Annotated in this window: 16 protein-coding genes; 6 read left to right on the plus strand and 10 right to left on the minus strand. The window is 72.9% G+C overall.

The genetic code is table 11. The annotated features are described in order from the left end of the window. Nucleotides 1-382 precede the first annotated feature (382 nt). Entirely contained in the window at nt 383-748 is a 366-nt protein-coding gene (locus ACFY6S_RS12390; protein ID WP_388826280.1) for a DUF1844 domain-containing protein, read from the plus strand. A 60-nt stretch (nt 749-808) separates the two neighbouring features. On the opposite strand, the gene ACFY6S_RS12395 is transcribed toward ACFY6S_RS12390, so the two are convergent. From ACFY6S_RS12395 to ACFY6S_RS12405, 3 genes are all read right to left on the minus strand, one after another. Beyond that, the gene (locus ACFY6S_RS12395) at nt 809-1,540 is read right to left on the minus strand and encodes an SseB family protein (RefSeq protein ID WP_388826283.1); all 732 of its coding nucleotides are present in this window, start codon (nt 1,538-1,540) and stop codon (nt 809-811) included. 112 nt (nt 1,541-1,652) lie between these two features. Beyond that, nucleotides 1,653-2,861, minus strand: a complete 1,209-nt coding sequence (gene mycP, locus ACFY6S_RS12400; protein WP_388826286.1) for a type VII secretion-associated serine protease mycosin — start codon at nt 2,859-2,861, stop codon at nt 1,653-1,655. A gap of 35 nt (nt 2,862-2,896) precedes the next feature. Next, on the minus strand, nt 2,897-3,817 hold the full coding sequence (locus ACFY6S_RS12405; protein ID WP_388826289.1) for a hypothetical protein: 921 nt from the start codon (nt 3,815-3,817) through the stop codon (nt 2,897-2,899). Between the two features lie 426 nt (nt 3,818-4,243). Here ACFY6S_RS12405 and ACFY6S_RS12410 point away from each other — a divergent pair, with 426 nt between their 5' ends. After that, nucleotides 4,244-5,446, plus strand: a complete 1,203-nt coding sequence (locus ACFY6S_RS12410) for an amino acid deaminase/aldolase (protein ID WP_388826292.1) — start codon at nt 4,244-4,246, stop codon at nt 5,444-5,446. A gap of 81 nt (nt 5,447-5,527) precedes the next feature. On the opposite strand, the gene ACFY6S_RS12415 is transcribed toward ACFY6S_RS12410, so the two are convergent. From ACFY6S_RS12415 to ACFY6S_RS12425, 3 genes are read right to left on the minus strand one after another with little or no spacing between them, the layout of a single operon-like run. Beyond that, nucleotides 5,528-6,319: a 3-oxoacyl-ACP reductase gene (locus ACFY6S_RS12415; RefSeq protein WP_388826295.1), complete on the minus strand. Its 792-nt coding sequence runs from the start codon at nt 6,317-6,319 to the stop codon at nt 5,528-5,530. 4 nt (nt 6,320-6,323) lie between these two features. Continuing rightward, nucleotides 6,324-7,685: an aldehyde dehydrogenase family protein gene (locus ACFY6S_RS12420; protein ID WP_388826298.1), complete on the minus strand. Its 1,362-nt coding sequence runs from the start codon at nt 7,683-7,685 to the stop codon at nt 6,324-6,326. Between the two features lie 23 nt (nt 7,686-7,708). Beyond that, nucleotides 7,709-9,073 carry a glutamine synthetase family protein gene (locus ACFY6S_RS12425; protein ID WP_388826301.1) on the minus strand — a complete coding sequence of 455 codons (1,365 nt, stop codon included), beginning with the start codon at nt 9,071-9,073 and terminating at the stop codon, nt 7,709-7,711. A 78-nt stretch (nt 9,074-9,151) separates the two neighbouring features. Here ACFY6S_RS12425 and ACFY6S_RS12430 point away from each other — a divergent pair, with 78 nt between their 5' ends. The 3 genes from ACFY6S_RS12430 to ACFY6S_RS12440 all read left to right on the plus strand — a co-directional run bounded on the left by ACFY6S_RS12430 (nt 9,152) and on the right by ACFY6S_RS12440 (nt 12,305). Beyond that, complete coding sequence (locus ACFY6S_RS12430; RefSeq protein ID WP_388826304.1) at nt 9,152-9,904, plus strand: FadR/GntR family transcriptional regulator; 753 nt, start codon at nt 9,152-9,154, stop codon at nt 9,902-9,904. 159 nt (nt 9,905-10,063) lie between these two features. Next, a complete protein-coding gene (gene eat / locus ACFY6S_RS12435; protein WP_388826307.1) occupies nt 10,064-11,533 on the plus strand; it encodes an ethanolamine permease in 1,470 nt (489 codons plus the stop codon). Nucleotides 11,534-11,585: 52 nt separating this feature from the next. Then, entirely contained in the window at nt 11,586-12,305 is a 720-nt protein-coding gene (locus tag ACFY6S_RS12440) for a gamma-glutamyl-gamma-aminobutyrate hydrolase family protein (protein WP_388826310.1), read from the plus strand. A gap of 61 nt (nt 12,306-12,366) precedes the next feature. On the opposite strand, the gene ACFY6S_RS12445 is transcribed toward ACFY6S_RS12440, so the two are convergent. Next, nucleotides 12,367-13,359: a LysR family transcriptional regulator gene (locus tag ACFY6S_RS12445; protein ID WP_388826313.1), complete on the minus strand. Its 993-nt coding sequence runs from the start codon at nt 13,357-13,359 to the stop codon at nt 12,367-12,369. Nucleotides 13,360-13,429: 70 nt separating this feature from the next. Between ACFY6S_RS12445 and ACFY6S_RS12450 the strand changes: the two genes are divergently transcribed. Next, the gene (locus tag ACFY6S_RS12450) at nt 13,430-14,617 is read left to right on the plus strand and encodes a TDT family transporter (protein ID WP_388826316.1); all 1,188 of its coding nucleotides are present in this window, start codon (nt 13,430-13,432) and stop codon (nt 14,615-14,617) included. 30 nt (nt 14,618-14,647) lie between these two features. Here the strand turns inward: ACFY6S_RS12450 and ACFY6S_RS12455 are convergent, their stop codons facing one another. From ACFY6S_RS12455 to ACFY6S_RS12465, 3 genes are all read right to left on the minus strand, one after another. Continuing rightward, entirely contained in the window at nt 14,648-15,196 is a 549-nt protein-coding gene (locus ACFY6S_RS12455; protein WP_388826319.1) for a helix-turn-helix domain-containing protein, read from the minus strand. Between the two features lie 191 nt (nt 15,197-15,387). After that, nucleotides 15,388-18,018 carry an ABC transporter permease/substrate binding protein gene (locus ACFY6S_RS12460; RefSeq protein ID WP_388826322.1) on the minus strand — a complete coding sequence of 877 codons (2,631 nt, stop codon included), beginning with the start codon at nt 18,016-18,018 and terminating at the stop codon, nt 15,388-15,390. Further along, nucleotides 18,011-19,129 (minus strand): glycine betaine/L-proline ABC transporter ATP-binding protein, encoded by a 1,119-nt coding sequence (locus tag ACFY6S_RS12465; RefSeq protein WP_388826826.1) that lies wholly within the window; start codon nt 19,127-19,129, stop codon nt 18,011-18,013. The genes ACFY6S_RS12460 and ACFY6S_RS12465 overlap by 8 nt, the downstream gene beginning before the upstream one ends. Between the last annotated feature and the right edge of the window lie 178 nt (nt 19,130-19,307).

Here is a 19,307-nt window from a genome sequence, read left to right on the forward strand (position 1 = left end):
CTGGCAGACAGCCGCGTAACGTCTGTTGGCAGACCAACCGCGGCGGAGCATCAAAAATGCCCCGGACGGCACACAGGCAGCAGCTCCTTGAATACCGGAGCACCGCCGTGCACGAATCACGGGGCGCATCGGGCGGCTCCATCGTCCGTACGGAACGATGGGCACCGCCTGACCGGTGACCCGCCGCCCGCAGAGGGCAGCCAGGTGGGAGATCGGAGCCTCCACTTGTGGGCCGGGCACACATGTGTCCGGCCGGTCGTCACTCCAGGTTAGCAGCTCCCCCGGGCGCGCGCTAACCCGCTGCGTCCGGTCCGGCTCCCCGCCGTCCGCCCCCGCGCTCCCGGGGAAAGGCCCGCCCCGGCGTACGCCTATCGTGTGACACATGAGCGACGCGACGACCCCACCCGAAGAATCCCCCGGCTACGACGCCATGGCCCGCGACATCGCGGAGGTCCCCGCCGTCGAGGTGATCGTCACGGTCGCGGTGAATCTGATGAGCGCGGCGGCCGTGAAGCTCGGGCTGACCGACGAGGGCGACGAGCACAAGGACCTGGACGAGGCGCGCAAGCTCGTCCACGCGCTGGCCGGGCTGATGGACGCGAGCGCGACGGAGATCAGCTCCTTCCACGCGGCGCCGCTGCGCGACGGGCTGAAGTCGCTCCAGCTGGCCTTCCGGGAGGCGTCGCTCGTACCGGACGAGCCGGGTCAGGGGCCCGGCGAGAAGTACACCGGTCCGGTCTACGGCTGACCCGCGGCCCGTCCGCGGCCGCGGCCGGGCGCGCCGCCCGGGCGGCGGACGGGCGGCTTCCTATCCGCGTACGAACAGGGGCTCGCCGGGTGGCGTGGCCTCGGCCGGCAGCAGTGCCAGGTCGAGTCCGCGCACCAGGCGGGCCCTCAGCACGGCGTCGGCCGCGAGCGCCTCGGCGATCCGGCGGGCGGCCTCGGCCTGCGGTGCGGCCGGGTCCAGGACGAGCGCGAGGATGCCGTCCGCGCTGCCGGGCCCGAGATACGCCCGCAGCACGGCGCGCTCCGCGGTGACGGCCGACCGTACGGCGGCGGTGACCGCCGGATCGTCCAGCGGGTCGGCGCTGGCCCGGCCCTCGGCGAGGGCCAGCAGGGCGGGGCCGGTGAGCTGATACGTGACGGGCCCCGCCAGATCCAGCACCAGGGTGTCGGCCTGTTCGTGGGCGGCGGCCCGCAGCGCCTGGTGCAGCGGTACGGCGACGGGCCTGGCGCCGGGGTCCCAGCGGGTCAGCGCCTCGGTGGAGGTGAAGGCCGGCAGCGCCCGCCGGTCCCCGGACCGGAGCGTCGGCACGGCCATGTCGCTGGTCTTCTCCCGGCGCAGCCCGTTCGCGTCCTCCTCCGTCTCGCCGAGCACGGCGACGATGGGGACCAGCAGCCGGGCGTCCTGGAGCGCCGCCAGCACCCGCCCCTCGGCGGTCCGGTCGACGGACCAGGCGGCGAGGGCCGCCGCGAGAGCCGGATCGGCGGTGCCGTCGTCGTCGGAGAACGCGGATGCGGGGATGTTCTTGAGCGCCACGGGACGAGAGTAGACGAGGGCCGGGGAACGCGGGGTCGTCGGGTGGATCTCCCGGTCGTGGTGCGGTCCGGGCGACCGCCCGGCCCCGGCCCCCGCCCCGCCCGTGCGCCGCTCAGCGCCGGGTGCCGGGTGCGCCGATCCTCCGGACGCCGCCGCGCCAGAGCAGCACGGCGCCCAGGAGCAGCAGCGCCCCGGCCGCGCCCGCGGCGGGGGCGATCCAGGCAGCCGGTTCCGGGTCCTCGCGCACGGCGTCGGGGCCGTCGCCGAAGTACCGCTTGCCGTAGCTCGCGGCGCCCGCTGCCTGGCCCTTCAAGTCCGTACGGGACAGCTTCGCGCCGGCCGCGAGGGCGGCGGCGGGGTCGACGAATCCGTATCCCCTGGCGTCGTCGCGGCCGTCCTTCGGCGCGTCCCGCGCGGTGTCGGCGAGGAGCTTCTTGATCTGGGCGGGGGTGAGGTCGGGATGGGCCGAGCGGATGAGCGCGACCGCGCCCGAGACGAACGCGGCGGCGGCGCTGGTGCCCCAGCCCTCGTAGTAGCGGCGGTCGGGGTCGGCGATGATGACGTCGACGCCGGGCGCGCTGACGGTGGCGTACCAGCGGCGGGTGGAGAAGGCCGCGTGGGTGCCGTAGCGGTCGACGGCCGTCACCGCGATCACACCGGGGTAGGCGGCCGGGTAGGAGATGTTGTCGCCCTTCTCGCCCCCGTTGCCCGCCGAGGCGACGACGACGGCCCCCTTGGCGAGGGCGTACTGGACGGCGGCGTCCTCGCCCGGTTCCGGGTGGGCGGACTCGCTGTCGTCGCCCAGGGAGAGGTTGATGACATCGGCGCCCTGGTCGGCGGCCCACCGTATGCCCTCGGCGAGTGCTCCTCCTTTGGAGGAGCGTGCCTTCGTCCTGGCGGGGTCGCTGCCTTCGAGGATGACCCGGACGGGCAGGATCTTCGCCTCGGGGGCGATGCCCAGCACGCCGTCGGACCGGTCGTATCCGTGGCCGTGTCCCGCGATGATCCCGGCCATGGCGGTACCGTGCCTGGCCCATGAGCGGTCGCCGCGTACCGCCCCGAAGCCGATCAGGTCCTTGCCCGCCAGCACCTGGCCCGCCAGGTCGGGGTGGGTGTCGTCGACTCCGGTGTCCAGGACCGCGACGGTGATGCCCGTGCCCTGCGCGCTGCGCCAGGCCGCTTCGGTGTGCATCGCTTCCAGCGCCCACTGCCGGATCCGGATCGCGTCGGCGTGCGCGGGGGTGGCGGGGACGAGGAGGAAGGACGCGGCGGCGAGGACGGCGGCGGCGCGGCGGCGGCGCCCGGTGGTCCTGCGGGGCATGGCGGTCCTCGGGGGCTTCGGGGGCGGGTTCCGGGTCACCGGGGTTCCGCCGTACGGGCGTCGGCGGCCTCGCGGAACCCGCGTTCTATCCGGTCCGCGACGCCCTTCGCCTCATGGCCGAGCCCCGACTGCGCCGGCGCGGTGGTGGCTCCGGTGGCCATGGCCTCACCGGCGGGCTGCGGGGCGGTGACCTCGCGCCCGTCGGCGAAGCCGGAAACGCCGTACACGAGGACGGGCGCGTCGGTGAGGACGTTCACCGACCAGCTGGCTCGCTGCGTGGCCCCGAATCCGGCGGCGGGGGTGCCCTCGACGGGGAAGGCGCGGGGCATCAGGTCGGCGCGCCGGTCGAGCTTCTCGTCCCGGAAGCGGGCACGCAGGGTGTCCATGGCCGCCGCGTCGGCCTCGGTGAAGACGAGCCCGACGGTGGTGACGCTGCTGGAGGTGGCGTCCACGTAGGTGGCGCGCAGCACCCGTTGGCAGCCGACCTGGCCCACCGTCCTGAGCAGCAGGGGGTCGAGGGCGACGGAGCAGTCACTGTCCGGGGCGACGCCGACCCGCGTCCAGTCGCGGTCGGCGCCTCCGGGCCCGGCGCCGTCGCCGTCCAGGGTGCGGGGGAAGAGGGTGTCGACGGGGACGCTGTGCCAGAGGGAGCGCGCGGTGGCGAAGCTGTCCCGGGCGGCGGGTTCCGCCGCCGAGTCGCCGGTGAGCCAGGTGCCGGTGGCGGCGCCGCCGATCAGTCCGAGGCCGAGCACACCGCAGACGAGGGCGGTGGCGGCCCGGCCGGGGTGCCGGGGCTGCACGGGCACCAGCCGGGCGTGCTCCTCGGGTATCGCGGCGTCCGCCGGGGCCCAGGCGTAGGAGGGGTGCGGGGGCGGGAACGCCGCCTCGGCGCCGCGTTGGGGAGGGATCCGGGACGCGGGAGCGACGAGGGGGGCGGGTGGGGCGGGAGGTGCCACGGAAGCGGGCGGTGCCGGTGGTACCGGAGAGACGGGTGGTGCCGGGGACGCGGGAGGTGCCGGAGAGGCGAGGGGTGCCACCGGGGCCGTAGCTGCCGTGGCGGGAGCGTTCTCGCGGCCCGTACGGGGGCCTTCGGCGGGCGCGGTCGCGGGGCGTGGCGGGGCCGTGGGGCGCGGCGGTACGGGAGCCGAGGGGGGTACGGCGGCGCGTGGTGCCTCGGTACTCATCCGCCCCCCTGTGCCGCTGTCCTGACCGACCGGTTCACCGCATGGCCGATCACCTTACGGAAGAGGCCCGTTCGACGCGGCGTGTCCGTCACTCTACGGGCTGGGGAGGACCCGGCGGGAACGACCGCTGAGGCCGGTGGTGTTCTGCCCAGAACATCCCCCTACCGTGCGGTAGCGGGCTCTGGCAGGCTGCGGGCCATGAATCCGCGTACCACTGACCGGGCTCGGTACGACCGGGCCACCGCTCACCTCGACGCGCCGCTCGCCGTCGTGGATCTCGAAGCGTTCGACGCCAACGCCGACGATCTCGTGCGGCGGGCCGGGGGCAAGCCGATCCGGGTGGCGAGCAAGTCCGTACGCTGTCGCGCGCTGCTGGAACGGGTCCTGGCCCGCGACGGGTTCGCGGGGATCATGTCGTTCACCCTGGCCGAGTCGCTGTGGCTGGCGCGGGCCGGGTTCGAGGACGTGCTGCTGGCCTATCCGTCGGCCGACCGCGCTTCCTACGCGGAGCTGGCCGGTGATCCGCGACTCGCCGCCGCCGTCACGGTGATGGTCGACGATCCGGCCCAGTTGGACCTCATCGACGCGGCGCGTGAGGGAGGCCGGGAGGAGCTGCGGGTCTGTCTGGAACTCGATACGGCCCTGCGGCTGTTCGGCGGGCGGGTCAGGATCGGCGCGTTGCGCTCCCCGCTGCGCGAGCCCGCCCAGCTGGCCGAGCTGGCCAGGTCGATAGCCCGGCGCCCCGGATTCCGGCTGGTCGGGGTCATGGCGTACGAGGGTCATATAGCCGGGGTGGGCGACACCCTGGCCGGGCGCCCGCTGCGCTCGCGGGTGATCAGGGCCATGCAGTCCACCGCCCGCCGGGAGCTGGTGGAGCGGCGTGCGGCGGCGGTCCGCGCGGTGCGGGCCGTCGCGCCGGACCTGGAGTTCGTCAACGGCGGCGGTACGGGCAGTGTGCAGCACACGGCGGCGGAGGACGCGGTGACGGAGATCGCCGCGGGCTCGGGCCTCTACGTTCCCCGGCTGTTCGACAACTACACGTCGTTCACCGGCCGCCCCGCCGCGCTGTTCGCCCAGCCGGTGGTGCGCAGGCCGGGGGTCGGGGTGGTGACGGTGCTGGGCGGCGGCTATCCGGCGTCGGGGGCGGCGGGCCGGGACCGGCTTCCGGTGCCGTATCTGCCGCAGGGGCTGCGTTTCGACGGGCAGGAGGGCCCCGGCGAGGTGCAGACCCCGCTGATCGGCTCGGCGGCGGACGATCTGCTGATCGGTGACAAGGTGTGGTTCCGGCACGCCAAGGCCGGTGAGCTGTGCGAGCGGTTCGACACCCTGCGGCTGGTCGAGGGCGACCGGGTGGTGGCGTCCGTCCCCACGTACCGGGGTGAGGGCCGGACGTTCCTGTGAGCGCGAGCGCCCGCCGGGCCGGCCGGGCGGGCGCGGACCCGGCACCGGCCGGGTCCGGCCGGGCACGGCCCGGGAGTCGCCCTACACCGGGGTGACGTACGCCCCCGCGATGCCGCCGTCGACCAGGAAGTCGGTGGCGTTCACGAACGAGGCGTCGTCGCTCGCGAGGAAGGCGACCGCCGCCGCGATCTCCTCGGCGGCGGCGAAGCGTCCCACCGGGATGTGCACCAGCCGGCGCGCGGCCCGCTCCGGGTCCTTCGCGAACAGCTCCTGCAACAGCGGGGTGTTGACCGGCCCCGGGCACAGCGCGTTGACCCGGATGCCCTCCCGGGCGAACTGCACGCCCAGTTCGCGGGACATCGCGAGCACTCCGCCCTTGGACGCGGTGTAGGAGATCTGCGAGGTCGCTGCGCCCATCCGCGCCACGAAGGAGGCGGTGTTGATGATGGAGCCCCGGCCCTGGCTCCGCATGTAGGGGATCGCCGCCTTGCAGCACAGGTACACGGAGGTGAGGTTGACCTCCTGCACCCGCTTCCACGCTTCGAGGCCGGTGGTGAGGATCGAGTCGTCGTCGGGCGGCGAGATGCCCGCGTTGTTGAAGGCGATGTCGACGCTGCCGTAGGTGTCGTACGCGGTCTTGAACAGCGCCTCGACCTGCTCGGCGTCCGTGACGTCGACCTGGACGAAGGTCCCGCCGACCTCCTCGGCCGCGGCCCTGCCCGCGGTCGCGTCGATGTCGCCGCAGACGATGTGCGCCCCCTCGGAGGCGAGGCGCCGGGCGGTGGCGAGGCCGATGCCGCTGCCGGCGCCGGTGATGACCGCCGTACGGCCCACGAGCCGGCGGCAGACGATGTCGTTCTGGGGAGCGGTCATGGGGTCAGACCTCCGTACTGATGAAGACGTTCTTGGTTTCGGTGAACGCGGCGAGGGCGTCCGGTCCGAGTTCGCGGCCGAGTCCGGACTGTTTGTAGCCGCCGAAGGGTGTTCCGTACCGGACGGCGCTGTGCGAGTTGACGGAGAGGTTTCCGGCGGCGACGGCGCGCGAGACCCGCAGCGCGCGGCCCACGTCCCGGGTCCAGATCGATCCGGCGAGGCCGTACTCGGTGGCGTTGGCCAGCCGGACGGCGTCCGCCTCGTCGTCGAAGGGCAGCACGACGGCGACGGGTCCGAAGACCTCCTCGGTGGCGACCGGCGAGTCGGCGGCCGCCCCGGTGAGGACGGTCGGCGGGAACCAGAAGCCGGGGCCGTCCGGTGCCCGGCCCCGGATGCCCTGCGCCCCGTCGGGGACGTAGGACCGTACCCGCTCCAGCTGGGCCGCCGAGATCAGCGGGCCCATCTGGGTCCTCTCGTCGGCCGGGTCCCCGACGACGACGGACTCCACGGCGGGGGCGAGCAGTTCCAGGAACCGGTCGTGGACCTCGCGCTGGACGAGGATGCGGGTACGGGCGCAGCAGTCCTGCCCGGCGTTGTCGAGGAAGGCCATCGGCGCGCTCGCGGCGGCCCGTTCCAGGTCGGAGTCGGCGAAGACGATGTTGGGGCTCTTGCCGCCGAGTTCGAGGGTCACCCGTTTCACGAGCGAGCTGCTCCGCGCCATGATCCGCTTGCCGACGCGGGTGGAGCCGGTGAATACGATCTTGGCGACGCCGGGGTGGTCGACGAGCGCCTCGCCCGCGACGTCCCCCGCGCCGGGCAGGACCTGGAAGAGTCCTTCGGGGAGCCCGGCCGCCAGGGCGAGTTCGGCGAGCCGGAGCGCGGTGAGCGGGGTGGTCTCGGCGGGCTTGAGCAGGACGGCGTTGCCCGCAGCGAGGGCGGGTGCGGTGGCCCAGGCGGCGATCGGCATGGGGAAGTTCCACGGGGCGATCACGCCGATGACGCCGAGCGGTTCGAGGAGGGTGAGGTCGATTCCTCCGGCGACAGGGATCTGGCGGCCGGTCAGCCGCTCCACTCCCCCGGCGGAGTAGTCCAGGAGGTCCCGGACGTTGCCCGCCTCCCAGCGGGCGTTGCCGATGGTGTGGCCGGCCTGGCGGACCTCGGTCCTGGCCAGTTCCTCCTTGTGCTCGTCGACGACGACGGCGAACCGGCGCAGCGCCCTGGCGCGGTCGGCGGGGGCGAGCGCCGCCCATCCGCGCTGGGCGGCGGCGGCCCGCCGTACCGCGGCGTCGACCTCCGCGGGGGTGGTCGCCGCGACGGTGGCGACGGTCTCCCCGGTGGCGGGGTCGAGGATGTGGTGTTCGGCCACGTGGTGTTCCCGCACGTCGTCCCTCACAGGCGTTCGAAGGAGCGGCGAAGCTCCCAGTCGGTCACCGCGGCGTCGAATGCCTCCACCTCGACGCGCGCCATGTTGCGGTAGTGCGCCACCACGTCGTCGCCGAAGGCGGCGCGGGCGACGGGGCTGTTCTCCCAGAGCGCGGCGGCCTCGTGCAGGGTGGTGGGGACCTGCTCGTGGCCGGCGCTGTAGGCGTTGCCGGCGCACGCTTCGGGGAGTTCGAGTCCGTGCTCGATGCCGTGCAGCCCGGCGGCGACCAGACCGGCGACGGCGAGGTACGGGTTGACGTCCCCGCCCGGCAGCCGGTTCTCGAAGCGCAGGGACCGGCCGTGCCCGACGACCCGCAGCGAACAGGTGCGGTTGTCGTAGCCCCAGGCGACGGCGGTGGGGGCGAACGAGCCCGGCTGGAAGCGTTTGTACGAGTTGACGGTCGGCGCGTACAGCAGGGAGAAGTCGCGCAGCGCGGCGAGCTGGCCCGCGAGGAAGTGGCGCATCACGGGCGACATGCCGCCGGGTCCCTCACCGGCCATGACGTTGGTGCCGTGGGCGTCCTGGAGCGAGAGGTGGATGTGGCAGGAGTTGCCCTCGCGCTCGTTGTACTTGGCCATGAAGGTGAGCGAGACGCCCTCCTGCGAGGCGATCTCCTTGGCGCCGGTCTTGTATATGGCGTGCTGGTCGCAGGTGACGAGCGCCTCGTCGTACTTGAAGACGATCTCGTGCTGGCCGGGGTTGCACTCGCCCTTGGCGGACTCGACGGTCAGTCCGGCGGCGGCCATCTCGTTGCGGATGCGGCGCAGCAGGGGTTCGACCCGTCCGGTGCCGAGGACGGAGTAGTCGACGTTGTACTGGTTGGCGGGGGTCAGTCCCCGGTAGTCGCTGTCCCACGCCTGTTCGTAGCTGTCCTTGAAGACGATGAACTCCAGCTCGGTGCCGACGTGCGCGGTGAAGCCGTGCTCGGCGAGGCGCTCCAGCTGGCGGCGGAGGATCTGGCGGGGCGCGGGGGCGACGGGTGAGCCGTCGTGCCAGGCGAGGTCGGCGACGAGCATCGCCGTGCCCTCGTTCCAGGGGACGCGGCGCAGGGTGGCGAGGTCGGGGCGCATGGCGAAGTCGCCGTATCCGCTGTCCCAGGAGGACATCGCGTATCCGTCGACGGTGTTCATCTCGGTGTCGACGGCGAGGAGGTAGTTGCAGCCCTCGGTGCCGTGCTCCAGGACGTCGTCGAGGAAGAACGGAGCGGCGAACCGCTTGCCCTGGAGCCGTCCCTGCATGTCGGGGAAGGCCAGGACGACCGTGTCGATCTCGCCGCTCGCCACGAGGGCACGCAGCTCCTCGACGCTGAGCGGGGGTGTGCGGTCTGCCACGGGGTTACTCCTCCTTCGGTCAGCCGGAAGCCATAAGGTATGCCTGTAGACCATTGATTGGGAAGGGGAAACGGCGACGTGGCGAAGAGGGGCGAGTCGGCCGGCCCGCCGGAAGCGGACCCGCTGACTCCGGTACTGCGGCCCGTGCGGGCGGGCAACGGCTTCGAGGAGGCGCTGGAGCAGATCCTCCGGATCGTCCGGCTCGGCCTGGTGGCGTCCGGTGAACGGCTGCCCGCCGAGCGGGTGCTGGCCGGGCGGCTGGGGATCAGCCGGGTCACCCTGCGCGAGGTCATCAAGGTCCTCCAGGACCAGGGGCTGCTGGAGAGCCGGCGCGGCAGGTACGGCGGGACGTTCGTCCGCCCCCGGCCCGACGCGCCGGCCCGGGGAGCCGAGGAGGAGCTGCGGCGCCGGGTGGCGGGCGTGGACATCGAGGACGTGCTGCGCTTCCGCGAGGTGCTGGAGGTCGGCGCCGCGGGGCTGTGCGCGGCGGACGGGCTGGACGGGGAGCGGGCGGCGCGGCTGCGGTCGGCGCTGGCGGCGACCCGGGACGCGCCGCTGGCGGATTACCGCAGGCTGGACACGCTGCTGCATCTCACCCTCGCCGAGCTGGCGGGCTCCACGACGCTGACCGAGCAGTACGCGGCCGTCCGGGCGTCGGTGAACGATCTGCTGGACTGCATCCCGCTGCTGGTGCGGAACCTGGAGCACTCGCAGCGCCAGCACACGGCGCTGGTGGAGGCGGTGCTGGACGGGGACGCCGACGGGGCGCGCGAGATCGCCCGCGAGCACTGCGGCGGCACGGCGGCGCTGCTGCGCGGCTTCCTCAGCTGAGCGCCCGAACGCCCCGGCCACGCCCGCCCGGTCGCGGGCCGCGCCCGTGGGCCAGGTCCGTCCCATCCGTAACAGCCGTTTAACGCCTGAGCCTTGCGCGCGGCCATCCGGAGCGTAAAGGTGTGGCCTCACACCTTTACCCCGAGGCAGGAGCTGCTCATGTCCGACGGCACCGACGCGCTCACCCCACCGGCCGACACGGCCGACGGCGCCGACCAGCGGGACACCGACTATCTGAAACGGCGCGCGCTGCGGCGCGGCAGCGCGGGCTGGCTGCTGCTGACCGGTCTCGGGGTCGCCTATGTCGTCTCCGGGGACTTCTCCGGCTGGAACATCGGCCTCTCCGAGGGCGGCTTCGGCGGCCTCGCGATCGCCATGGTGCTGATGGGGGTGATGTACGCGTGTCTCGTCTTCTCGCTCGCCGAGCTGTCCGCCATCCTCCCCACCGCCGGCGGCGGCTACGGCTTCGCCCGCCGCGCGCTGGGCACCTGGGGCGGCTTCCTCACCGGCACGGCGATCCTCATCGAGTACATCCTGGCTCCGGCCGCGATCTCCATCTTCATCGGCGAGTACGTCGAATCCCTCCGTCTCTTCGGTCTGACGGCCGGCTGGCCGGTCTATCTGGCCTGCTTCGTGATCTTCATCGGCATCCATCTCTGGGGGGTCGGTGAGGCGCTGCGCTTCAGCCTGGTGGTGACGGCCGTCGCGGTGGCGGCGCTGCTGATCTTCGCGGTCGGCGCCTTCACCGAGTTCGACGCGAGCGGACTCAACGACATCCCCGTGGACGAGGCGGCGTTCGGCGCGAACTCCTGGCTGCCGTTCGGCGTGCTGGGCATCTGGGCGGCGTTCCCGTTCGGCATGTGGTTCTTCCTGGGGGTGGAGGGGGTGCCGCTGGCCGCCGAGGAGGCCAAGGACCCGGTGCGTTCCATGCCGAGGGCGCTGTCGATCGCCATGGGCGTGCTCGTCCTGCTGGCGCTGGTGACCTTCTTCGCCGCGACGGGGGCGCGGGGTTCGGCCGCCGTCCAGGAGGCGGGCAACCCGCTGGTGGTCGCGCTCCAGGGCGACGGCGAGCCGACTCCGCTGAGCCGGTTCGTGAACTACGCGGGTCTCGCTGGTCTGGTCGCGTCTTTCTTCTCCCTGATCTACGCCGGCTCCCGGCAGCTGTTCGCGCTCTCGCGCGCGGGCTATCTGCCCCGGTTCCTTTCCCTCACGAGCGCCCGCAAAGCCCCCTATCCGGGTCTTCTGATCCCCGGCGCGATCGGCTTCGCGCTGGCGGCGGCCACCGGGGACGGCGGCCGGATGCTCAACGTGGCGGTGTTCGGCGCGACCATCTCGTACTCCCTGATGGCCCTCTCCCATCTCGTGCTGCGCCGCCGCGAGCCGGGCCTCCCCCGCCCGTACCGCACACCGGGCGGCATGCTCACCTCCGGCGTGGCGTTCGTCCTGGCGCTGTCGGCGCTGGTCGCGACGTTCCTGGTGGACAAGGACGCGGCCTTCATCGCGCTCGGCGTCTATGTCGTCGCCCTGGCCTACTTCACCTTCTACAGTCGGCACCGGCTGGTGGCCGCGGCGCCCGAGGAGGAGTTCGCGGCGCTGGCCGCGGCCGAGGCCGAACTCGAACGGGACTGACAGTGCGCACAGCGCGAGAGACAGCACGAGAACCAGCACGGAGGACGCGACCATGAAGCCCCTCATCGGCGTCAGCACCTATCTGGAGACGTCCGTCTCCTGGGGCGTCTGGGAGCTGCCCGCCGCTCTCCTGCCCGCCGGCTACCCCCGGCTCGTCCAGCGGGCGGGCGGTCTGGCCGCGATGCTCCCGCCCGACCCCGGTCCCGGCGCCGCCGCCTCGGCGGTGGCCCGGCTGGACGGGCTGGTGATCGCGGGCGGCCCCGATGTGGAGCCGGTACGGTACGGAGCCGACCGGGACCCGCGCACCGGGCCGACGGCCCCGGAGCGCGACGCCTGGGAGCTGGCCCTGATCGGGGCGGCCCTGGCCTCCGGGACCCCGCTGCTGGGGATCTGCCGGGGCATGCAGCTGTTGAACGTGGCACTGGGCGGAACGCTGGTGCAGCACCTGGACGGTCACACCTCGGGCGTGGCCGGCCGCTTCGGCGAGCACGCGGTGAAGCCGGTGCCGGGCACCCGCTACGGCGATCTGGTGCCCGAGGAGTTCTCCGTACCGACGCACCACCACCAGAGCGTGGACCGGCTGGGGGCGGGGCTGACGCCGTCGGCGTTCGCTGCGGACGGCACGGTCGAGGCCGTGGAGCTGGCCGGCCCGGCGTGGGCGCTGGGGGTGCAGTGGCATCCGGAGATGGCCGAGGACACCCGGGTGATGGCGGCCCTGGTCGAGGCCGCGTCCGCCCGCACCGCCGGCATCGGGGCGGGCGCGGGCGCGTAGAGGGGATCAGCGGGAGGCGGCCGGTACGGGCCCCCGGTAAGGACACCCGGCACGGAGGGGGTCAGCCGGCAGCGGCGGGACCGGCCGAGCCGCCGCGCCCGGGGCCGAAGGCGCCACGCGTCAGGGAGAGCAGATCCCGCGCGGGGCCCGTCGGCCGGGTGCCGGCGGGCCAGACCGCGCGCAGGTCGCGGCGCAGCCGTACGCCCGCCACCGGCACCTCGACGAGCCGGTGGGCCGCCAGCTCCTCGCCGACCGCCAGCTCGCTGAGCACACAGGGGCCAGCCCCGCTCACCGCCGCCGCCTTCAGCGCCGTGGTGGAGGCGAGTTCCAGCAGCGGTTCGGCCGGCCCGCCGTGGGAGGCGAGGCCGGCGTCGAGGACCTGGCGGGTGCCGGATCCCGGTTCCCGCAGGATGAGCGGGGCCCCGGCCAGCTCGGCCGGGTCGAGCGGGGCGCGGCGGCGGGCCCAGGGGTGGCCGGGCGCGGCGACGATGACGAGCCGGTCGTGGCCGACGACGGCCGAGTCGAGGCCGTCGGGCGCGGCGAGGCCCTCCACGAAGCCGAGGTCCGCCTCATGGCCCAGGAGCCGTTCCGCGACGGCGACGGAATTGCCCGCGTGCAGCGAGACGGCGGTGCCGGGCCGCTCCCGGCGCAGCGCTATCAGCCAGCGCGGCAGCAAGTACTCCGCGATGGTCATGCTGGCGGCGACCCGCAGCCGCGAGTCCCGGCGCCCGCGCAGCGCCTGCGCTCCCGCGTCGAACGCCTCGGCCGCCTCCACCACGCGCCGGGCCCAGTCGGTGACCAGCGCGCCGGCGTCGGTGAGCCGTGAGCCGCGCGGTGAGCGGTCCACCAGGGCGACCCCGAGCTGACGCTCCATGGCCCGGACGCGGCTGCTGGCGGCGGGCTGGCTGATGCCGGTCTCGCGGGCGGCCCGGCCGAGGCTGCCGAGCCGGGCGACGGCGAGCAGCAGCTCCAGCGCCCCGAGGTCGGGCACCCGGTGGGCGAGGGGCCCGGTGGTGGGCGGGCAGGAGTGGGCGGCGGACGGCACATCGGTCATAAGTCCAGGTTATGACCTCATAGGGAGAACGGGCCTGGTGGGCGCCCTGTCCGAGGACCAGAGTGGTCGTATGGCCCTTCTCGCGCGCTCCGACGCGCACCCCGCCGCTCCTGCCGCCCCGGTCCGCGCGCGGGGAGACTCCGGTGGTCGGCTGCCCGCGCTGCGGCATCTCGGACCGAACTGGTACGCGACGGTGATGGGCACGGCGGTCGTCGCCGTCGCGGGGGCCGGGCTGCGGGCCGGGGCGCCTGGGCCGGCGGGCGGGATGCCGGGGCTGGCGGCCGGGTGCGTGGTGATGTGGGCGCTGTCGGCGCTGCTGCTGGTGTTCCTGCTCGCCGCCCGCGCGGGTCACTGGCTGCACCACCGCGACCGGGCCGGCGCCCATCTCCTCGATCCGGCCGTGGCGCCCTTCTTCGGATGCCTGGCGATGGCGCTGACGGCCGTGGGGAGCGCGACGCTCGCCGTGGGGCGTGAGGTGCTGGGCGAGCGGGTGGCGGTCGCCGTGGACGCGACGCTGTTCGGCGCGGGCACGCTGCTGGGGCTGGCGCTCGCGGTGACGATCCCGTACCTGATGGTCGTACGCCACCGCCCGGCGCCGGCGGACGTCTCCCCCGCCTGGCTGCTGCCGCTGGTGGCGCCCATGGTCTCGGCGGCGGCAGGGCCGCCGCTGGTGCCGTATCTGCCGGCGGGCCAGTGGCGGGCGGCCCTGCTGTTCGGCTGTTACGGACTGTTCGGGGTGAGCCTGCTCGCCACGCTGACGGTGCTGCCGCTGATCCTCGCCCGGCTGCTGCTGCACGGCCCGCCGCCGCTCGGGACGACCCCGCTGCTGTTCCTGGTCCTCGGCCCGCTGGGGCAGTCGACCACCGCGCTCCACCAGCTGGCCGGGGCCGCTCCCGCCGCCGTGGGCGCTTCGCCCGCGCGGGCGCTCGACGTCCTCGCCCTGCTGTACGGGGTGCCGGTGATGGGGTTCGCGCTGTTCTGGCTGGTGCTGGCGGCGGCGCTGGTGGTGCGGGCCGCCCGGCGCGGGATGCGGTTCACGATGACGTGGTGGGCGTTCACGTTCCCGGTCGGTACGTGTGTGACGGGCGCGGCCGGTCTGGCGGGGCGGACCGGGCTGGTGGCGCTGGAGTGGCTGGCGGCGGGGCTGTTCGCGGCCCTGGTGACGGCCTGGGCGGTGGCCGCGTGGTGCACGGCGCGCGGCGTGCTCGGCGGGACGCTGCCCGCCGCGCCGGCTCCGCCCGCCGCCCCTGCCGCGTGAGCCGCCGCCCGTGCCGGGCGGCGGGGCGTCTCAGCGCCGGGGATCGACGGTCGCGTCGATGTGCTCGGCCACGGCGACGACCAGGATGCGGGTGCCGGGCTCGGTCGCGCGCCACCGGTGGCGTACCCCGCCGGAGAGATACAGCGTGTCGCCGCGCTCCAGCCGGTACGCGCGGCCCTCCGCCTCGACCTCGGCGGCGCCGTCGGCGATGTACATGATCTCGTCGTTGCGGTGCTGGTACTCCCGGCCGGTGTCCTGCTCGCCGGTGAACTCCTTGGCGTTCAGCTGGTGCCCGCCGCGCACCACCCGGCGGACCCCGGGGCCGGGGTCGGCGGCCCGTACGACATCGACGGTGCGTGCCGAGTCGGCGGCGGCGTGCAACTGCGCGGGGGTCGTCTCCAGGGCGTCGGCGACCCGCTCCAGGGACCGGACGCTGGGCCTGGCGCGCTCGTTCTCGATCTGGCTGAGAAAGGGTACGGACAGTCCGCTGCGGGCGGCCACCGCCGCCAGAGTCATCCCCAGGGACCTGCGCCGCCTGCGGACGGCCGCGCCCACCCTGAGCGCTTCCTTGTCGTCCATGACTGGCTCCCTCCCGACCGGATCGTCATCCTCTCAGAGTTGACGCCCGCACAAGAGCTGTCCTCCATGATGCGCGCGGCCGGGGCGGAAGGGAAACACGCCGAAGGGGTGGGTGTCGCCCGATCGGGCGACACCCACCCCTGGTGCGCGGGTGCTTCCGCGCGCGGATCAGGTGCCGCGCGCGTTACCGGCTACAGCGGAGCCATCTTGTCCGCCATGCCCGGATTGTCATCCATCCAGGTCTTGACAGCCTCTTCCTCGTGCCCGGTGCCGGCCTTCTGGATCTCGTTCTCCAGGCTGCCGAGCTGGTCCTCGCTCAGCTTGAAGTCCTTGAACCACTTGGTCAGCTGCGGGTAGTTCTCCGGGAAGTCCTTGTGCGCGACCGTGGTGAGCCGGTCTCCGTCGCCGAACGCCTTCTGCGGGTCCTTCAGCTTGGTCAGCTCGAATTCGTTGTAGGCCCAGTGCGGGGTCCACAGCGCGACCGCGATCGGCTCCTTCTTGGCGTACGCGCGCTTCAGCTCGGCGAGCATGGCCGGCGTGGAGCTGTCGACGACCGTGTACTCCTTGTCGAGACCGTAACCGGGCAGCACGTCCTCCTTGAGGACGTTCATCTCCTCGGTGCCGGGCTCGATGCCGACGATCCGGCCCTTGAACTCGTCGCCGCGCCCCTTGAGGTCGGCGAGCGAGTCGACGCCCTTCATGTACGAGGGGACGGCCACCTCACGCGTGGTCGGCCCGTACCAGGAGCCGAGCTGCGTCAGGTCGTTCTTGTACTTGTCCCAGTAGCGCTTCTGCGCGTTGGGCAGCCAGGCGTCGAACTGGACGTCGACCTGGCCCCGCGACATCGCGGTGTACATCGGCCCGAGTTCGAACTGCTTCAGGTTGACCTTGTAGCCGCGCTCCTGGAGGACCGCCTTCCACAGGTAGGTGGCGGCGATGTCCTCCTCCCAGGGGAACCAGCCGATCTCCACCGCGCGCTGCCGCTCGTCCTTGCCGTCCGCGGTCTTGGCGGCGGCACCGTCACCGACGGGGGTCCACTTCTCGGCGACCCCGGGGTTGTCCTTGAGCCAGTCGCGCACGGCGCTCTGCTCCTGGCCCTTCTGGGCCGACTGGATCTTGCCTTCGAGGCTGGTGAGCTGTGCCTCGCTCATCTTGAAGTTCTTCAGCCACGAGGCGACCCGCGGGTTGTCCTCGGTGAAGCCCTTGCGCGCCAGGGTGTGCACCCCGTCGCTCTCCGCGCCGAACGCCTTCTTCGGGTCGGCGAGCTTGGTCAGGTCGTAGCTGTCGTACGCCCAGTGCGGCGACCAGAGCACGACCGCGACGGGCTCCTTCTTGGCGTACGCGCGCTTCAGCTCCGCGAGCATGCCGGTGGTGGAGCCGTCGACGAGCTTGTACTCGCTGTCGAGGCCGTACGCCTTGAGGACCTTGTCCTTGAGCAGGCCCATCTCACCGGCGCTGGGCTCGATGCCGATGATCCGGCCCTTGAAGGTGGAGCTCTTGCCCTTGAGGTCGGCGAGGGACTTGACGCCCTTCACGTACGAGGGGACGGAGATCTCCAGGGAGGTCTTGTCGTACCAGGCCCCCATGTCCTCCAGCTTGTCCTTGTACTTGGCCCAGTACGAGGCGTGGGTGACCGGCAGCCAGGAGTCGGTCTGGATGTCGATCTGACCGCCGGCCTGACCGGTGTAGAGCGAGCCGGCCTCGTACTGCCGGGCGTCGACCTCGTAACCGCGCTGCTCCAGCAGCTCCTTCCAGAGGAAGGTGGAGGCGATGCCCTCGTCCCAGGGGATGTACCCCATGCTGATCTTCTGGCCCTTGCCGACGTTGTCGGCGTCGGCGGTGGTGGAGGACGACGAGCCGCCGAAGAGGCCGATGCCGCCCGCGACGAGCGCGAGGACGACCACACCGGCGATCGCGACGACGGGCTGCGGGCGGTGGTTCCAGATCTTCGCGCCGCCGGCCAGTTCCTTGGCCTTGTTCAGCGCGCGGCGGCCGACCGGGGAGACCTGGAGGCTGAGCGAACCGGTGATCCGGTCGAGGAACACGGCCAGGATGACCACGGAGAGGCCCGCCTCGAAACCGAGGCCGATGTCGATGTTGCCCAGCGCGCGGTACACGGCGCCACCGAGGCCGCCGCCGCCGACCATGCCGGCGATGACCACCATGGACAGGCCCAGCATGATGACCTGGTTGATCCCGGCCATGATCGTCTGAAGGGCCAGCGGCAGCTGGACCCGCAGCAGGGTGTTGCGCGGGGTGGTGCCGAACGCCTCCGCGGCCTCGACCAGCTCGCCGTCGACCTGGCGGATACCGAGTTCGGTCATCCGGACGCCGGGCGGCAGGGCGAAGATGATCGTGGCGACGATGCCCGGGACCACACCGATACCGAAGAAGACCACGCCGGGGATCAGATAGACCATGGCGGGCATGGTCTGCATCAGGTCGAGCACCGGCCGGACCAGCGAGCTGACCGTCTTGGAGCGCGCCGCCCAGATACCGAGCGGCATCGCGATGACCAGCACGATGATGGTCGCGACAAGCACCAGCGACAGGGTCTCCATCGCCTCGCCCCACAACTCGATCGAGTCGATGAGGGCGAATCCGACGAAGGTGAGCGCGCCGGCGGACAGGCTGCGCAGCCACCAGGCGAGCACGGCGAGGATGCCCGCGAGCAGCAGGGGTTCCGGGGCCGACAGCACCGCGTTGATGCCGTCGTACATGCCGGAGACGATCGAGCCGATGAAGTCGAACAGCCAGGACAGGTGGTTCTGGAGGAAGTCGACAGCGCTGTCGACCCAGTCGCCGAGATGGAGCCTAGGCACGTGCGACCGCCTTGTCCGCCGCGGCCGGGGTGGCGGCGGGAGCGTCGGTGGGGGTCATCGGTTCGCCGAGCACGGCGAGCAGCCGGGCGCGCGGCACGACTCCGACGAGTTCGCCCTCGTCGTCGACGACCGCGACCGCGACGCCGCTGGTGGAGCACGGCGTGAACAGCTCGATGATCGGGGTGGACTCGGGCACGGTGGCGGGGGCCGCGTCGATGACGTCCCGCGCGGTGCGCAGTTCCTTGCCGTCGTCCGTACGGGTGCCGATGACGGTGTCCGTGTCGGCCATGATCGCGCCCGCGGTGAGCACCCGGGAGCGGTCGACGTCCTGGGTGAAGGAGGCGACGTAGTCGTTGGCCGGGGTGACGAGGATGTCCTCGGCGCTGCCCAGCTGGACGATCTCGCCGTCGCGCATGACCGCGATCCGGTCACCGAGGCGCATGGCCTCGTTGAGGTCGTGGGTGATGAACACGATGGTCTTCTTGAGCCGTTTTTGGAGCTGGAGCAGCTGGTCCTGCATGTCGCGGCGGATCAGCGGGTCGAGCGCGCTGAAGGACTCGTCCATCAGCAGCAGGTCGGCGTCGGTGGCGAGCGCGCGGGCCAGACCGACGCGCTGCTGCATACCGCCGGACAGCTCGTCGGGCCAGGACGACTCCCAGCCGCCCAGGCCCGTCAGCTCCAGCGCCTCAGCGGCGCGCCGGTCGCGCTCCTCGCGGGGCACTCCCTGTACTTCGAGTCCGTATCCCGCGTTCTCCAGCACGCTGCGGTGCGGGAAGAGCGCGAAGTGCTGGAAGACCATGCTGATCTTGGTGGAGCGGACCGCCCGCAGATCCTGCGGGCTCAGCGCGGTGAGGTCCTGCCCGTCGAACAGGACCTGTCCCGCCGTGGGCTCCAGCAGTCCGTTGAGCATGCGCAGCAGCGTGGACTTACCGGATCCCGACAGGCCCATCACGACGAATATCTGGCCGGGCTCGACCGTGAACGAGGCGTCGATCACCGCGGCGGTCGTACCGTCGGCGCGCAGCTCGTCACGGTCCGTACCGTTCTTGAGCTTCGTCACGGCTTCGTCTGGTCGTCTGCCGAAGACCTTGTACAGGTGTTCGGCTTGCAGCCTGGACACATACACCTCACGCGTTGAACGGAATACGGCCCGCAACCCCCGCGGGCGGGCCGTGGAGCGAGCGGAGTCGGCCCGCTCACCGGCTGCACTACTTGAACTTGCAACCTGGTTCGCTCCGGGTCCGCGCCTGCCCCCACTTACACAAGCCAAACAAATGAGTGATTCAGAT

It is taken from the genome of Streptomyces sp. NPDC012835 (assembly GCF_042900885.1).
GTDB lineage: Bacteria > Actinomycetota > Actinomycetes > Streptomycetales > Streptomycetaceae > Streptomyces.